Here is a 13,389-nt window from a genome sequence, read left to right as displayed (position 1 = left end):
GGCGGACATGCCGGCCTGAGCGACCTCAGGCGGCCGCGTCCTAGATCCAGCCCATGAGTTCGCGCCGGACCACGTGCTCGATCACGCGCATGCCGTCGTCGGTGTCGTTGAGGCAGGGGATGGCCGCGAAGTTCTCGCCGCCGTTGTGGCGGAAGATCTCGGCGTTCTCGCCGGCGATCTCCTCCAGCGTCTCCAGACAGTCGGCGGAAAAGCCCGGCGTCACCACGGCGAGGCTTTTGACGCCCTGCTTCGCCAGCGCCTCCACCGTCTTGTCGGTGTAGGGCTGCAGCCATTCCTCCGGCCCGAAGCGCGACTGGAAGGTGATGCGGAAGCGCCGCTCATCGAGCCCCAGCGCCTCGCGCATCAGCCGCGCGGTCTTCTGGCACTGGCAATGGTAGGGATCGCCCTTGGCGAGGTAGCTCTGCGGCACGCCGTGGAACGAGGCGAGGATGACCTCGGGCTCGAAGCCGAGCTTCGCGATCTCCCGTTTCATCGACGACGTGACCGCCTCGATGTAGACCGGATCGTCGGCCCAGGGCGGGGCGACGCGCAGGACCGGTTGCCAGCGCATGGTCTTGAGCGCGTCGAACGCCTTGTCGCAGACGGTCGCCGAAGTCGCCGCGGCGTATTGCGGGTAGAGCGGCACGAGCAGCAGGCGGTCGCAGCCCTCGTTCTGCAACGCCTCGATGCGCGAGGCGATCGACGGATTGCCGTAGCGCATCGCCCAGTCCACCACCAGTTTCGGCGAGGCGGAGGCGAGGCTCGCGGCCAGCTTCTCGGACTGCAAACGGGTGATGGTGCGGAGCGGGCTCTCGTCGCGCTCCTTGTTCCAGATCGAGGCGTAGTCCTTGCCCTTCCGGCCCGGCCGCGTCGTCAGGATGATCCCGTTCAGCAGCGGCCACCAGATCAGCCGCGGCGTCTCGATCACGCGGCGATCGGACAGGAATTCCTTGAGATAGCGCCGCATCGACCAGTAGTCGGTGGCGTCGGGCGTCCCGAGATTGACCAGCAGAACGCCAATGCGGCCGACCTTCACCGGCGGATGGTCGGTGGGCAGGCGCACGGCGCGCAGGTCGCCCTGGACGATGGGAGCGTTCATGAGACGGTCGGAACTCCTCTGAAACACCGGCGGAACATAGTCGCCTCGCGCGCGAAATACAGCCGTTCCGCAGCCCCTTACGGCCCGCGCGCCGCGGCGGATCGACCGCCGCCGTGCCCGCCGCGCGCGACGTGTTCGAAGGACCGCCCTTCGCCGGCTGGCGCCTCAGTCCTCGTCGTGGTCCGGAATCTTGAGCGGATGGCCGCAGGCCTTGCAATGCACCGCGTCCGGCTCGTGCCGGGTCAGCGCGCATTGGGGACAGGGGTAGGACACCTTGCGCGGCCGGAAGATCGCCTGCGCCAGCCGCACGAACAGCGAGATGCCGACGATCATAGCGACCACCGAGGTCAGCCGGCCCCAGGTTCCGGGGAGCGTGATGTCGCCGAAGCCGGTCGTGGTCACCGTCGCCACCGTGAAGTAGAGGGCGTCCACGTAGGTGTCGATGCCCTCGGCGCGGCCGACGAAGCCGGTGTAGACGAAGCCTGTGACCACCAGCAGGAAGGTCGCGAGGTTGATGACCGCGCGGGTGGCGTCCTCCCAGTGGGCGAGGCCGTGGCGGCGCAGGCCGCGCCACAGCGCCGGGCTGCGCGACAGGGTCCAGATCCTGAGCGCCCGCAGATAGCCCAGATTGGCGAACCAGGCCGGCGCGAGCAGCGTCACGAAGATGAAGGCGTCGACCCAGACGTCCGGCTTGCGGACCCAGCGGCGGAAGTCGGCCGCGGCGAGCGCGCGGGCGACGAGGTCGAGACCGACCACGAGGGCGATGAGAATGTCGAGCCAGAGATAGATCGGCTCGCCGCTCAGCGCCGGCGTGGCCAGGAAGAAGGCGATGATCGCGAGGTCGACGACGAACACCGCGCCCTGGAACCGGAGCGCGGCCCGGCTGTCGCCGTGGTAGAGCGCGTGCAGCGCGCGCCGGAACCGCGCCATACGGCCGCGTCCGCCCGGCGGCGGCCCGTCGGGCGAAGCCTCCTCGGGCGCCGGAGGCTGGACGGACTGACGTTCCGGAAGGGGCTTCGACATGCCGGCGAAGATAGCGCGCGCGTTCCGGAAGGCGCGGCGTCTCAGCCGTGCAGGGCGAGCGAATCCTGCGGCGCCTCGGCCCGGTCCTCCATGCCGTAGTCGCGGATGACGGAGGCGACCCGCAGCCGGTAGCCGGCGAACACGTCGCGTCGCCCGGCGGTCTGCGCGGCGCGATGCTTCGCGACCGCGCGCCAGCGCTGGACCGACTCCTCGTCGCGCCAGATCGACAACGACAGGAACTTGCCCGGCGTCGTGACGCTGGCGAAGCGCTCCACGGAGATGAAGCCGTCGATCGCCTCCACCTCCGCCTTCAGCGACATGGCAATGGCGAAATAGTCGTCGGCGCGGCCCTCGGCGGGGGTGACCTCGAAGATGACGGCGATCATGGCGGCTCCGACGAAAGGCGAATGAGTCGCCCACCCTGTCCGCCTGCGCGGGCGCAACGCAAGCCGAAACGCTTCGGCGCGGGCCGAAGCGTCGGCGCTCGCGCGGGGCGTCGCACGCCGCTAGGCTTGCGGCCATGTCTCAAGACCCGCTCATCGCCGAAGCCGCCGCCCTGATCGGGGATCCGACCCGCGCGCGCATGCTCGGCGTGCTGATGGACGCCCGCGCCCGCACCGCGAAGGAGCTCGCGAGCCTCGCCGGCGTCTCGCCCGCGACCGCGAGCGGCCACATCGCCAGGATGGCCGCGGCCGGGCTGGTCGCGGTCGCCGCGCAGGGCCGCCACCGCTACGTGCGGCTGGCGGGCTCGGAAGTCGCCGAGCTGATCGAGCGGATGATGTCCTTCGCCGGCGCGTCACGGCCCACGGTCCGGCCCCGGTCCGCCGCGGACGCCGCCTTCCGCGAGGCGCGAACCTGCTACGACCACCTCGCTGGCCGCGTCGCGGTCGATCTCGTCGAGGCGCTGGTCGCGCGCGACCTGCTCCGGCGCGGCCATGACGGCTTCGAGCCGACGCTCGCGGGCGAGCGCTGGTTCCGGGCGCAGGGCGTCGACGTGGGCCGGGCGCGCTGCGCCCACCGGGCCTTCGCGCGCTGCTGCCTCGACTGGAGCGAGCGGCGAGACCATCTGGCGGGCGCGCTCGGCGCGGCGCTGCTGGAGGCGCTGATCGCGCGCGGCCGGCTCGCGCGCCGGAAGGACGAGCGGACGTTGACTGTGACGCCGGAGGGTCGCCGCTTCCTCGCCGAGGAGATCGGGACGGCGCGCCCTGCGGCGGAGGCGCTGGCGGCGGTCGCCGGCTAGCTCAGCCGGGCGAGCCGGCCCCGCCCGCCAGCAGGCCGCCCAGCATCAGCACGCCGAAGGCGAGGATCACCAGCGCGGCCAATGTCTCGAGGGCGGCGACCACCACGCCGGCGGCTCCTGGCGAGGCCGACGCCATACGCAGCGCCGCCGCCTTGGCGCCGACGGCGAAGGCGGCGATCACGGCCACGGTGAGCGCCGTGCCCGCCGCCATGGCGAAGGTCGCGGCGACGCCGGCCCAGGCGATGCCCTGAGCCGCCGCGAACGCCAGCACCACCAGCGCGCCGGTGCAGGGCCGCAGCCCGATGGCGAGCACCGCCGCGCCGGCGCGCCGCCAGTCCACCCGGCCTTCGACGAGCTGCGGGTCGACGCCGTGGTCATGGGCGCAAGCCGCGCCGTGAACGTGGGAGGAGCGGCCCTGCAGCGCGCGGGCGAGCCCCCGCCCCTTGCGCCACACCAGCGCCAGACCGAGCGCCAGAATGGCGGCGTAGCTCGCGGCCTCAAGCCACCATGTGGCCGCGCCGATCGCGACGCTGGTCGCCCCGATCACGGCGGCGAGCAGCCCGACGACTGCGATCGCCGTCACCGCCTGCGCGAGCGCCGCGAGCGTCGAGAGCGCGACCCCGCGGCGCAGACCCTCGCCGGTCGCGATTAGATAGGACGAGATCACCGCCTTGCCGTGGCCGGGACCGGCGGCGTGGAACACGCCGTAGGCGAAAGACAGGCCTGCGAGCGTCGCAAAGGCGGAGGGGTCGGTCTTCGCGGCGCGGATCGCCGCGGACAGCGCGCGGTAGAAGCTCGCCTGCCAGGCCGCGATCCAGGCGAACAGCCCGCCGGCGCCGGGCGCCCCTCCCGGCCCGTCCGGCCGCCCGACCCCGAACGGTCCCGCCCCCTGCGCCGCCGCCGCGCCGCAGAGGGCGACGACGAGCCCGAGCGTCAGCAGCGCGCGCCCGACGCGCTCGGCCCGACCGCTCACCGCCTCACCGGCAGGAGACGCTGATGGCGTTCGAGAACTGCGCCCCGAAATTGTCGCCGGGCGAGAGGCCGGTGAAGAAGCTCTCGGACAGCTTCTGCGAGGCCGCCGCGTCCGGCTCCTTCGGCCGCGCCACGTCGAGCGCGCAGCCGTCCGGCGCCGAGACCAGCTTCGCCGGGTCGTCCTTCGCGAACTCGAAAGCGACGAAATAGGTCGGATCGTAGACCTCGACCTTCAGCGCCGCGCCCTTCGCCGGGGCGTTGTCCTTCACCGGCAGCGTGAAGTGCAGCACGAGGCGCTTGTCGTCGGTCTGCTCCAGCCAGTAGTCGACCGGCTCGTTGAAGCTCACCTTGGACTGCCCGTTCTTCGAGAAGGTGAAGAAGCCGAACTCCTTCAGCGAGGTGACGTTGGTCTCCGCCAGCGGCGCCAGCTCCTCGCGAGTGAGCTTGCCGTCGCCGTCGACGTCGAGCCCCTGCGACGCGAAGGAGGAGAACATGTCGTCGAAGGTCCAGGCGTGCCGGACCGCCGACATGCGGCCGTCCGGCCCATAGACGATCTCGCTTCGCGCCGTCACCCAGACATGCGGGTGGGCGAAGGCCGGGAGGCAGAGGCAGGCGAGCGCAAGGCCCGCAAGGACGATTCGAAACGCTGTCATCGGCCCGCATGGTGGTCGAAACGGCGAGCTTTGTCGTCCCCGACTGCGGCCGAAACGCGGCGCGTCAGCCCGCGAAGACGAAGCGGTCGACGATGCGGAAGCCTTCGTCCGGGCGGTCCTGCACGAACAGCGCGACGGCGTCGACCTGCGTCGACGCGAAGGCGACGTGGTCTTCGTGGAGCCGCGACAGACCGGCGCGGACGCGAAGGATCATCTCCGGGTGCAGCGGCCCGGTCAGCGTCATGTGGAAGTGAAAGTCGTCGAACACGTAAGGATAGCCCCAGAGGTCGAGCGCCGCCTTCTGGCGATCGCTCAGCGGGGATTCCAGCCGCCGGGCGAGTTCGGCTTCGCCCGCTGGCGCGCGGAAGGGCTCGAACGCCTCGACGCAGCCGTTCGCGAGATCGTCGAGCTCCGCCGAGCGCTGCTTCGGCTGCAATCCCACGAAAGCCCCGAGCGCGACGACTTCGAGCTCCGGCAGCAGGAACGGCTTCCGCGAACGCGCGAACGCGCGGCCCGCGGCCACGAGGTCGTCCTCGGTCCGGCCTTCGGCCAGCCGGAACGGCGCTTTCAAAGTCGCGTGAAAACCGTAGCGCCGGGGTGTTTCGGTCAGCACCCGCCACGCGTCCTGCGAAATCCCGTGCGGCGCGAGCGCGGGGATATCGGCGCCGGTCGCGGCGTCGTAGCCAAGCACCGACGAGCCGAACGACCAAAGCGGGCTTCCTGGCGCAGGCGCGTAATAGATGGCGTAGCGCGGCGCGGTCACAGCACCCTCCGCCCCTCGACCAGCGTCTCCCGCAGCACCGGCGCGCCTTCGACCACGCGCAGGCGGATGAGGTCGGCCCTCAGGCCGGCCGCGAGCCGGCCCCGGTCGGCGAGGCCCAGCATCGCGGCCGGGCGCGAGGTCGCGAAGGCGAAGGCCTCGTGCAGCGGCGTCTCGGACGCGGCGAGCCGCTCGACCGCCTGCAGCAGGCTCGACGGGACGTAGTCGGACGACAACGCGTCGAGCAGCCCTTCGCCCGCGAGCTCCCGCGCCGAGACGCCGCCGGAATGCGACCCGCCCCGCACCACGTTCGGCGCGCCGGCGACGGTCGCCAACCCTTCGGCGCGGGCGGCCCGGGCGGCGTCGAGCGTGGTCGGAAACTCGGAGATCACGCATCCGTCGGCCCGGGCTTCGCGCACATGCTCGACCGTGGTGTCGTCGTGGCTCGCGAGCGGCGCGCCGCGCGCCTGCGCCATGGCGACCACCTTCGGGCGGTTCTCCGCCGCGTTGGCGCGGCCAGCCTCCATGCGCTTGCGCAGCAGGTCGTCGGCGGCCGCGCCAGTGAGGCCGTTGCTCGCCATGAACCGCCGGAGGTCGTCGAGATCGCGCCACTGCCTCTGGCCCGGCGTGTGGTCCATCAGCGAAACCAGCGCCAGCAGCGGCGACGCAAGCCGCGGCTCCAGCTCGCCAGTCAGCGTGGGGTCGGTAAGCTCGCAGCGGATGTGGATGTGGTGGTCGATCCGGAACACGCCGGCGGCGGCGCCCTGCTCCACCGCCTCGATCATGCTGTGGAAGATGGCGCGCCGATAATCCTGCCCGCCGTCGTAGCCGCCGGCGCAGACCGCGTCATAGACCGTCGTCACGCCGGCCGCCGCCATCTGGGCGTCGTGCGTCAGCGCCGCGGCGAGCGGATTCGGCCAGATCACGCCGGGGCGCGGGCAGAAGTGCTTGTCGAGGTTGTCGGTGTGCACCTCGATCAGGCCCGGAGCGAGGATGTCGCCATCGAGGTCGATCGCGCCGGCCGCCGCAGAGCGGCCTTCCGCCACCTCACGGATCACGCCGTCCCGATGGACGAGCGTGCCGACGATCGTGCGGTCATCCAGCACAAGCCGGGCGTTGGTGAGGATCGCTTCCATATCCGCCGGGGACTCACACTTAACGGCGCTGCTAGATAAGCCGGAGCGCGGGCGAAGGAAACCGACCGGGGCGCGATTACAGTCCGAGCGCCGCCCCGTCGTCGCGCGGATCGGCGCCGCCTTCGCTGCGTCCCGAAGCGCTTCGGGCGATCAGGCCGGCCGCTCCCTGCACGCGATCATGGGCCTCCCCCGACAGCTCGACCCGATGGCCCATGCGCTCCAGCCGGTCGAGCGCCTCGCCGTCGAAACGTGGCTCGACCCGAAGCGCGCCATGGACGAAGCGGGCGCGAGGCCCGTCGAGCGCGTCGCCGACGCCGCGGCCGAGCCGGATGCGGCGCAGCGCCGCCGCGGCCTGCGCTTCCGCTCCCCCGCCGAAGACCAGCACGTCGCCGCGGGCCGAAAGCGTCGCGAGCCCCGGCGTGACGCCGAGCGGCGGACGCGCGCCCGGCTCCAGCGCGTGGGCCGCGTCCGGATCGAGCGACAGTCCGGCGCCGCCATTGTGGACCAGCACGCCGGTGGCCGGCGACAGGCAGCCCGCGCCGAACGGATCGTGCAACGTCTGGACTAAGGAGACCGCGCGACCTTCCGCGTCGACGACGCCGAACCACGCCCCCTCGCCGCGGAATCCGGGCCCAGGAGGGCCGGCGCGGCGGGGATCGACCGCGTCCGCCTCGCGCTGGAGCGCGTCGGCGCCGAGGGCCGCATCGGCGTCAAGATCTTCCCCAAACCGGTCTCGCAGGCGCGCCGCCCGCGCGGCAGCCTCGGCGAGGCCGTGGACGAAGCCCGCGTCGCGGTCGTCGGCGAGACCGAGCCGGTCGGCGATCCCGAGCAGCGCCAGCGCCCCGAATCCCTGCGACCGCGCGCCATAAGCGATCCCGCCGGCGAGCGGGACCTGCAGCGGCCGGCGCAGGTGGGCGCCGACGCGCCGGAGGTCGTCCCGCGTCAACGGCGCCCCGAACCGTTCGAGGTCCGCCGCGAGCTCACGCGCGACGTCGCCAGCGTAGAAGTCCTTCAGACCCGCCCGAGCCAGGTGTTCGAGCGCGTCGGCGAGCCGTGGCTGCACGAGCGCGTCCCCCGCCGCGAGCGGGCGATCGTCGACGAAGAACGCCGCGGCGAAGCCGGGCTGCGGCTTGAGATCGTCGGCGGCTTCGGACAGGCGGGCCGCGAAGCCCGCCGACAGCGCGACGCCCTCGCGGGCGAGCCGGATCGCGTCCCCGAACAGCACTTTAAGCGGCAGCCGGCCACCGCAGGCGGCGGCGATCTCGAGCGCGAGCCGCCAGCCCTCGACCGCGCCGGGAGCCGCGAGCGCCGCCATCGCGCCGCGGCGCGGGATCGCGTCGTAGCCGAGCGCGCCATAACCGGCGCGCGACGCGCCGCGCGCCGGCGCCCCGCAGGCGTCGATCGCCCGGACGACGCCGGAGGGTTCGCGCGCGAGCCACAGCCCGTCGCCGCCGAGGCCTGCGACGTCGGCGCGCGTGACGGCGGCCGTCGCCGCCATGGCGATCGCGGCCTCGTAGGCGTTGCCGCCCTCGATGAGGATCATCCGGCCGGTCTCCGCCGCGGCGGGGTGCGGAGCGACCACAAGGCCATGGTCCGAGACGGTGGTTTCGATCATGGACGGCTCGCTTGGGCGAAGGAGGCGCAGGCGTAGTCGACCGCGGGCCCCGGCCGCAAGCGCCGGCGCCGCTCGACGGCGCGGCGGAACGTGCTAAAAGGCTCGCCGACCCTGCGGGCGCACTCGCGCGCCCGGCCAAACCGGAGCGTCGCGCCCGTGTCCGATCTGCCTGCCGCCGGCGGCTCCGCCGTGGGACGCGCCATCACCCTCGGCGCCGCCACCGTGCTGATCGCCACCCAGACCATCGCCGCCTGCGTCGCCGGCGGCTGGGCGATCGGCGGGTTTCTTGGCCTCGGCGAGATCGTGACCTACGCCCTCGAGATCGGCGGCTTCGCGCTCGGCGTCTGGATCGTGGTGAAGTTCGTCCGCACCGCGCTGAAGCACAACCCGGTGCGCTGACCGGCCCTGCGGCGCCCCTGCGGCCGCGCGTCGATTGAAGTCGGACATGTAACTCTATAACATTGCGCCCGTCCTCCTCAGACGGCGGCGCCATGTTCCCGACGGCCCATCACGATCACGCGCATCACTCTCACGGCGACCATGGCCATGGCCGGCGGGCGCACGCGCCAGGCCTGTCGCTGCTGCGCGCCTCGGCCGCCGCGCGCCTCGTCGGCGCGGTCGGCGCGTCGGCGCTGATCTGGCTCGCGGTGTGGTGGGTCACGGCATGAGCGCCGCGCTTCGCCTGCACGACGTCACGCTCGGCTACGACCGCCACCCGGCCGTGCATCATCTCGACGGCGAGATCGCCTCCGGCGCGCTGCTCGCGGTGGTCGGCCCCAACGGCGCCGGCAAATCGACGCTGCTGAAGGGCCTCGTCGGCGCGCTGAAGCCTCTTGGAGGCCGCATCGACCGCGGCGCGCTCGGCCGGCGCGAGATCGCCTATCTGCCGCAGGCGGCGGAGCTCGACCGTTCCTTCCCCGTCGACGTGTTCGATCTGGTCGCGACCGGCCTCTGGCGGCGCACCGGCCTCTTCGGCGGCGTCAGCCGCGGCGATCACGCCCGGATCGACGAGGCGATCGCGGGCGTCGGCCTCACCGGCTTCGAGCGCCGGGCGGTCGGCACGCTGTCCGGCGGCCAGCTTCAGCGCGCGCTGTTCGCCCGCCTTCTGCTGCAGGACGCCTCTGTCATCCTGCTCGACGAGCCTTTCGCCGCGATCGACGCGCAGACCGTCTCCGACCTGCTGGCGCTGATCGCGCGCTGGCACAGCGAACGGCGCACCGTGGTCGCCGTGCTGCACGACATGGAGATCGTGCGGCAGGCCTTCCCCGAGACGCTGCTGCTCGCGCGGCGGCCCGTCGCCTGGGGCCCGACGTCCGAGACGCTGCGGCCGGAGCGCCTGCTGGAGGCGCGCGCCATGCCGGAGGCCTTCGACGACCGCGCGCCGGTCTGCGACGCGCACGGAGCGGGACGCGCGGCATGACGCCCTACGACGCGGTGCTCGCCCCCTTCGTCGAATTCGCCTTCATGCGCCGCGCGCTGGTGGGCGCGGTCGCGCTGTCGCTCGGCGCCGCGCCGATTGGCGTGTTCCTGATGCTCCGGCGCATGAGCCTGACCGGCGACGCCATGGCGCACGCCATCCTGCCGGGCGCCGCGGTCGGGTTCCTCGTCGCCGGGCTGTCGTTGCCGGCGATGACGCTGGGCGGGCTCGTCGCCGGCGTCTCGGTGGCGCTGCTCACCGGCCTCGTCGCGCGCACCACCCTGCTGAAGGAGGACGCCGCGCTCGCCGCCTTCTATCTGCTGTCGCTCGCGCTCGGCGTGACCCTGGTCTCGCTCAAGGGCTCGAACGTCGACCTGCTGCACGTGCTGTTCGGCTCGGTGCTGGCGCTCGACGACCAGGCGCTGACGCTGCTCGCCGGCGTCTCGACCGTGACGCTCGTCGCGCTCGCGCTGATCTACCGGCCGCTTGTGCTCGAATGCGTCGACCCGGGCTTCCTCGCCTCGGTCAGCCGCTCCGGCGGCCTGGCGCATTTCGTGTTCCTCGGCCTCGTGGTGCTCAACCTCGTCGCCGGCTTCCAGGCGCTCGGCACCCTGCTCGCGGTCGGCGTGATGATGCTGCCGGCCGCGACCGCGCGGTTCTGGGCCGCGAGCCTCGGCGGCCTGTTCTCGGTCGCGATCGGGTCCGCGGTCATCGCGTCGATCGCCGGCCTGCTGCTCTCGTACCACCTCGGAACGCCGACCGGCCCGACCGTCATCCTCGCGGCCGGCGTCCTCTATCTCGCCTCGCTCGTTTTCGGCCGTCATGGCGGCGCGCTCAGCCGCCTCGCGCCTCCCCGCCGCCACCGCGCGGCCTGATCTCGCCCCCAAGGAGAAGCTCCATGCGGATCCGCGCCCTTCTCGCCGCCGTCGTCGCCGGCGTGCTGTCGACCCTGCCCGCCGCCGCCGAGCCCGCGAAGGTGAAGGCGGTCGCGACCTTCTCGATCCTCGGCGATTTCGTCGCCGCGGTCGGAGGCGACCGCGTTTCGGTCGAGACGCTGGTCGGCCCGAATGGCGACGCGCACGTGTTCTCGCCCTCGCCCGCGGACGCCAAGAAGGTCGCGGAGGCGAAGGTGCTGTTCGAGAACGGCCTCGGTCTGGAGGGCTGGATCTCGCGGCTCGTCAAATCGGCCGGCGCGCAGGTTCCGGTCGTGGTCGCCGCCAAGGGCGTGGCTCCGCGGGAGATGGCCGAGGAGGACGACCACGACCACAAGCATGGCCACGCTCATGGCCATGATCATGGCGCGGTCGACCCGCACGCCTGGCAGGCGGTTCCGAACGCCAAGATCTACGTCGCCAACGTCCGCGACGGCCTGATCGCCGCGGACCCGGACGGCCGCGCGACCTACGAGGCGAACGCCGCGGCCTACATCGAAAAGCTCGACGCGCTCGACGCCGAAATCCGCGCCGCATGGGCCAAGGTGCCTGTCGAGCGCCGCCGGATCATCACGTCGCACGACGCCTTCGGCTATTACGCCGCGGCCTACGACGTGGAGATGATCGCGCCGCAGGGCGTCTCGACCGAGACCGAGGCTTCGGCCAAAGACGTCGCCCGCATCATCCGGCAGATCAAGGCCGAGAAGATCCCGGCCGTGTTCGTGGAGAACATCTCCGACCGGCGCCTCGCCGAGCGCATCGCCAAGGAGACGGGCGCGAAGATCGGCGGGGCGCTCTATTCCGACGCGCTCTCGCCCGCCGGCGGCCCCGCCGCGACCTATCTCGACATGATGCGTTCGAACCTCCGGGAGCTGACGAGCGCGCTGTCGAGCTGAGGGGCCGCCTCAGAGCGTCTTCGCCAGCGCCTCGAGCTGGTCGGCGACCTGGCCCCAGCCCTCGTGGAAGCCCATCTGCTCGTGGGCTTCCTTGTCCGCGACGGTCCAGTGCCGGGCGACGGCGCGGTAGCGGGTCTTGCCGCCCTCGTCGGCGAAGGTGAGGATCGCGACGAAGAACGGCTTCTCCGACGGCGTCCACGCTTCGGTGAAGGCGTCGGTGAAGACCAATTTCTCGTTCGGGACCGCGTCGAGATAGACGCCGGACATCGGCATGTCCTGCCCTTCCGGAGACCGCATGGTGATCCGGTTTGAGCCGCCCGGACGGACGTCGAGCTCCGCATGCGGGGTGGTGTAGGGCAGCGGCGCGAAGAACCGCTTCAGCAGCTCCGGCTCGGTCCAGCAACGGTAGACATTCTCGCGCGGAGCGTCGATGAGGCGGTCGAGCACAAGGTCGCGGGTCGGGTCGATGGCGTCGGTCATGGCGGCTGTTTCCTCCTGAGCGGTCGTTTCGTGTCCTAGGACGGACGGGGCAGCCCGCGCCCGACACCGGCCCCGCATTTTTTTGCGCGGCCGCCGCTCACCCGCCGTTAAGGCGGGGCGAGCGACGCTTGGCGCCATGTCCGACGCTTCCCACGCCGCTCTCGCGCCAGCCGCCGAAGACGCCTGCGCCGCCTTCGCGGACTGGCTGCGGCATCTCGCGACCGAACGGCGGCTGTCGCCGAAGACGGTCGAGGCCTACGGCCGCGACGTCCGGACCTTCCTCGCCTTCCTGCAGAACCATCTCGGCGGCCCGGCCAGCCTCGCCGACATCGTCGCGCTCACGCCGCGCGACCTTCGCGCCTTCCTATCCGCGCGCCGCGGCGAGGGCCTCGTCAGCCGCTCGCTGATGCGGGCGCTGGCGGCGAACCGCTCCTTCGCGCGCTTCCTCGCCCGCACCGGCCGCGGCGAGGCCGCCGCCTTCGCCGCCGTGCGTTCGCCCAAGGTTCCGCGCAGCCTGCCGAAGCCGGTCGCGCCCGCCGCCGCCCGCGCGCTCGCCGACGCCGACACCCGCGCCGGCGAGGAGCGCGAGGCCTGGGTGCTGGCGCGCGACGCCGCGGTGATCGCGCTGCTCTACGGCTGCGGCCTGCGCATCTCGGAAGCCCTGTCGCTGACGCGCCGCGAGGCTCCGGTCGACGGAACCGACCGGATCGAGGTGACGGGCAAGGGCGGCAAGACCCGCCAGCTGCCGGTGATCCCGGCGGTGCAGGCGGCGGTGCGGGACTATCTCGCGCAATGTCCGTGGCGGCTCGCGCCCGAGGGACCGCTGTTCGTGGGCGCGAAGGGCGGCCCGCTCAACCCGCGCATCGTGCAGGCGGCGGTGGCGCGCATGCGCGGCGCGCTTGGGCTGCCGGACACCGCGACGCCGCACGCGCTGCGCCACTCCTTCGCGACGCACCTGCTCGCCCGCGGCGGCGATCTCCGCACCATCCAGGAGCTGCTCGGCCACGCCAGCCTTTCGACCACGCAGATCTACACCGAGGTCGACGTCGCGAGGCTGATGGCGGCGCACGCCGCCTTCCACCCCCGCGCCCGCGCCTGACGTCGCTCCTGCGCGCGAAAGCGTGAACGGGCGCCCGCCGTTTGGGCTTGGCGCGGAGTCCGGCAGT

16 protein-coding genes are annotated in these 13,389 nt (G+C 72.7%); 7 read left to right on the top strand and 9 right to left on the bottom strand.

Annotated features, from left to right (window positions below; genetic code table 11):
* Positions 1-40 precede the first annotated feature (40 nt).
* From hemH to ACFSCV_RS08555, 3 genes are all read right to left on the bottom strand, one after another.
* Positions 41-1,099: a ferrochelatase gene (hemH, locus tag ACFSCV_RS08565; RefSeq protein ID WP_378798919.1), complete on the bottom strand. Its 1,059-nt coding sequence runs from the start codon at positions 1,097-1,099 to the stop codon at positions 41-43.
* A gap of 165 nt (positions 1,100-1,264) precedes the next feature.
* Positions 1,265-2,029, bottom strand: a complete 765-nt coding sequence (locus tag ACFSCV_RS08560) for a potassium channel family protein (protein WP_378798917.1) — start codon at positions 2,027-2,029, stop codon at positions 1,265-1,267.
* Between the two features lie 134 nt (positions 2,030-2,163).
* Positions 2,164-2,508 (bottom strand): antibiotic biosynthesis monooxygenase family protein, encoded by a 345-nt coding sequence (locus tag ACFSCV_RS08555; RefSeq protein WP_378798915.1) that lies wholly within the window; start codon positions 2,506-2,508, stop codon positions 2,164-2,166.
* A gap of 134 nt (positions 2,509-2,642) precedes the next feature.
* Here ACFSCV_RS08555 and ACFSCV_RS08550 point away from each other — a divergent pair, with 134 nt between their 5' ends.
* Complete coding sequence (locus ACFSCV_RS08550) at positions 2,643-3,362, top strand: ArsR/SmtB family transcription factor (protein ID WP_378798913.1); 720 nt, start codon at positions 2,643-2,645, stop codon at positions 3,360-3,362.
* Position 3,363: 1 nt separating this feature from the next.
* On the opposite strand, the gene ACFSCV_RS08545 is transcribed toward ACFSCV_RS08550, so the two are convergent.
* The 5 genes from ACFSCV_RS08545 to ACFSCV_RS08525 all read right to left on the bottom strand — a co-directional run bounded on the left by ACFSCV_RS08545 (position 3,364) and on the right by ACFSCV_RS08525 (position 8,498).
* On the bottom strand, positions 3,364-4,335 hold the full coding sequence (locus tag ACFSCV_RS08545) for a nickel/cobalt transporter (protein WP_378798911.1): 972 nt from the start codon (positions 4,333-4,335) through the stop codon (positions 3,364-3,366).
* A 4-nt stretch (positions 4,336-4,339) separates the two neighbouring features.
* Positions 4,340-4,987 carry a DUF1007 family protein gene (locus tag ACFSCV_RS08540; RefSeq protein WP_378798909.1) on the bottom strand — a complete coding sequence of 216 codons (648 nt, stop codon included), beginning with the start codon at positions 4,985-4,987 and terminating at the stop codon, positions 4,340-4,342.
* 64 nt (positions 4,988-5,051) lie between these two features.
* Complete coding sequence (locus ACFSCV_RS08535) at positions 5,052-5,750, bottom strand: DUF1045 domain-containing protein (RefSeq protein WP_378798907.1); 699 nt, start codon at positions 5,748-5,750, stop codon at positions 5,052-5,054.
* A complete protein-coding gene (locus ACFSCV_RS08530; protein ID WP_378798905.1) occupies positions 5,747-6,883 on the bottom strand; it encodes an alpha-D-ribose 1-methylphosphonate 5-triphosphate diphosphatase in 1,137 nt (378 codons plus the stop codon). Before ACFSCV_RS08530 ends, ACFSCV_RS08535 begins: the two co-directional genes overlap by 4 nt.
* Positions 6,884-6,959: 76 nt before the next feature.
* Positions 6,960-8,498: a gamma-glutamyltransferase gene (locus ACFSCV_RS08525; RefSeq protein ID WP_378798903.1), complete on the bottom strand. Its 1,539-nt coding sequence runs from the start codon at positions 8,496-8,498 to the stop codon at positions 6,960-6,962.
* Positions 8,499-8,654: 156 nt separating this feature from the next.
* Here ACFSCV_RS08525 and ACFSCV_RS08520 point away from each other — a divergent pair, with 156 nt between their 5' ends.
* From ACFSCV_RS08520 to ACFSCV_RS08500, 5 genes are all read left to right on the top strand, one after another.
* Positions 8,655-8,897, top strand: coding sequence for a hypothetical protein (locus ACFSCV_RS08520; protein WP_378798901.1), 243 nt, complete (start codon positions 8,655-8,657; stop codon positions 8,895-8,897).
* A 92-nt stretch (positions 8,898-8,989) separates the two neighbouring features.
* Positions 8,990-9,166, top strand: coding sequence for a hypothetical protein (locus ACFSCV_RS08515; protein WP_378798899.1), 177 nt, complete (start codon positions 8,990-8,992; stop codon positions 9,164-9,166).
* Entirely contained in the window at positions 9,163-9,918 is a 756-nt protein-coding gene (aztA, locus tag ACFSCV_RS08510) for a zinc ABC transporter ATP-binding protein AztA (protein WP_378798897.1), read from the top strand. Before ACFSCV_RS08515 ends, aztA begins: the two co-directional genes overlap by 4 nt.
* Positions 9,915-10,790 (top strand): metal ABC transporter permease, encoded by an 876-nt coding sequence (locus ACFSCV_RS08505; RefSeq protein WP_378798895.1) that lies wholly within the window; start codon positions 9,915-9,917, stop codon positions 10,788-10,790. Before aztA ends, ACFSCV_RS08505 begins: the two co-directional genes overlap by 4 nt.
* Positions 10,791-10,813: 23 nt before the next feature.
* Entirely contained in the window at positions 10,814-11,743 is a 930-nt protein-coding gene (locus ACFSCV_RS08500; protein ID WP_378798894.1) for a metal ABC transporter substrate-binding protein, read from the top strand.
* 9 nt (positions 11,744-11,752) lie between these two features.
* Here ACFSCV_RS08500 and ACFSCV_RS08495 read toward each other — a convergent pair whose 3' ends face one another.
* Entirely contained in the window at positions 11,753-12,223 is a 471-nt protein-coding gene (locus ACFSCV_RS08495; protein ID WP_378798892.1) for an SRPBCC family protein, read from the bottom strand.
* A gap of 136 nt (positions 12,224-12,359) precedes the next feature.
* On the opposite strand from ACFSCV_RS08495, the gene ACFSCV_RS08490 reads away from it, so the two are divergent.
* Positions 12,360-13,322, top strand: coding sequence for a tyrosine recombinase XerC (locus ACFSCV_RS08490; protein WP_378798890.1), 963 nt, complete (start codon positions 12,360-12,362; stop codon positions 13,320-13,322).
* Positions 13,323-13,389 lie beyond the last annotated feature (67 nt).

This window comes from Methylopila henanensis (assembly GCF_042681025.1).
Lineage (GTDB): Bacteria > Pseudomonadota > Alphaproteobacteria > Rhizobiales > Methylopilaceae > Methylopila > Methylopila henanensis.
The sequence above is the reverse complement of the archived record's forward strand: the minus strand, read 5'-3'. Positions and strand labels throughout refer to the sequence as shown.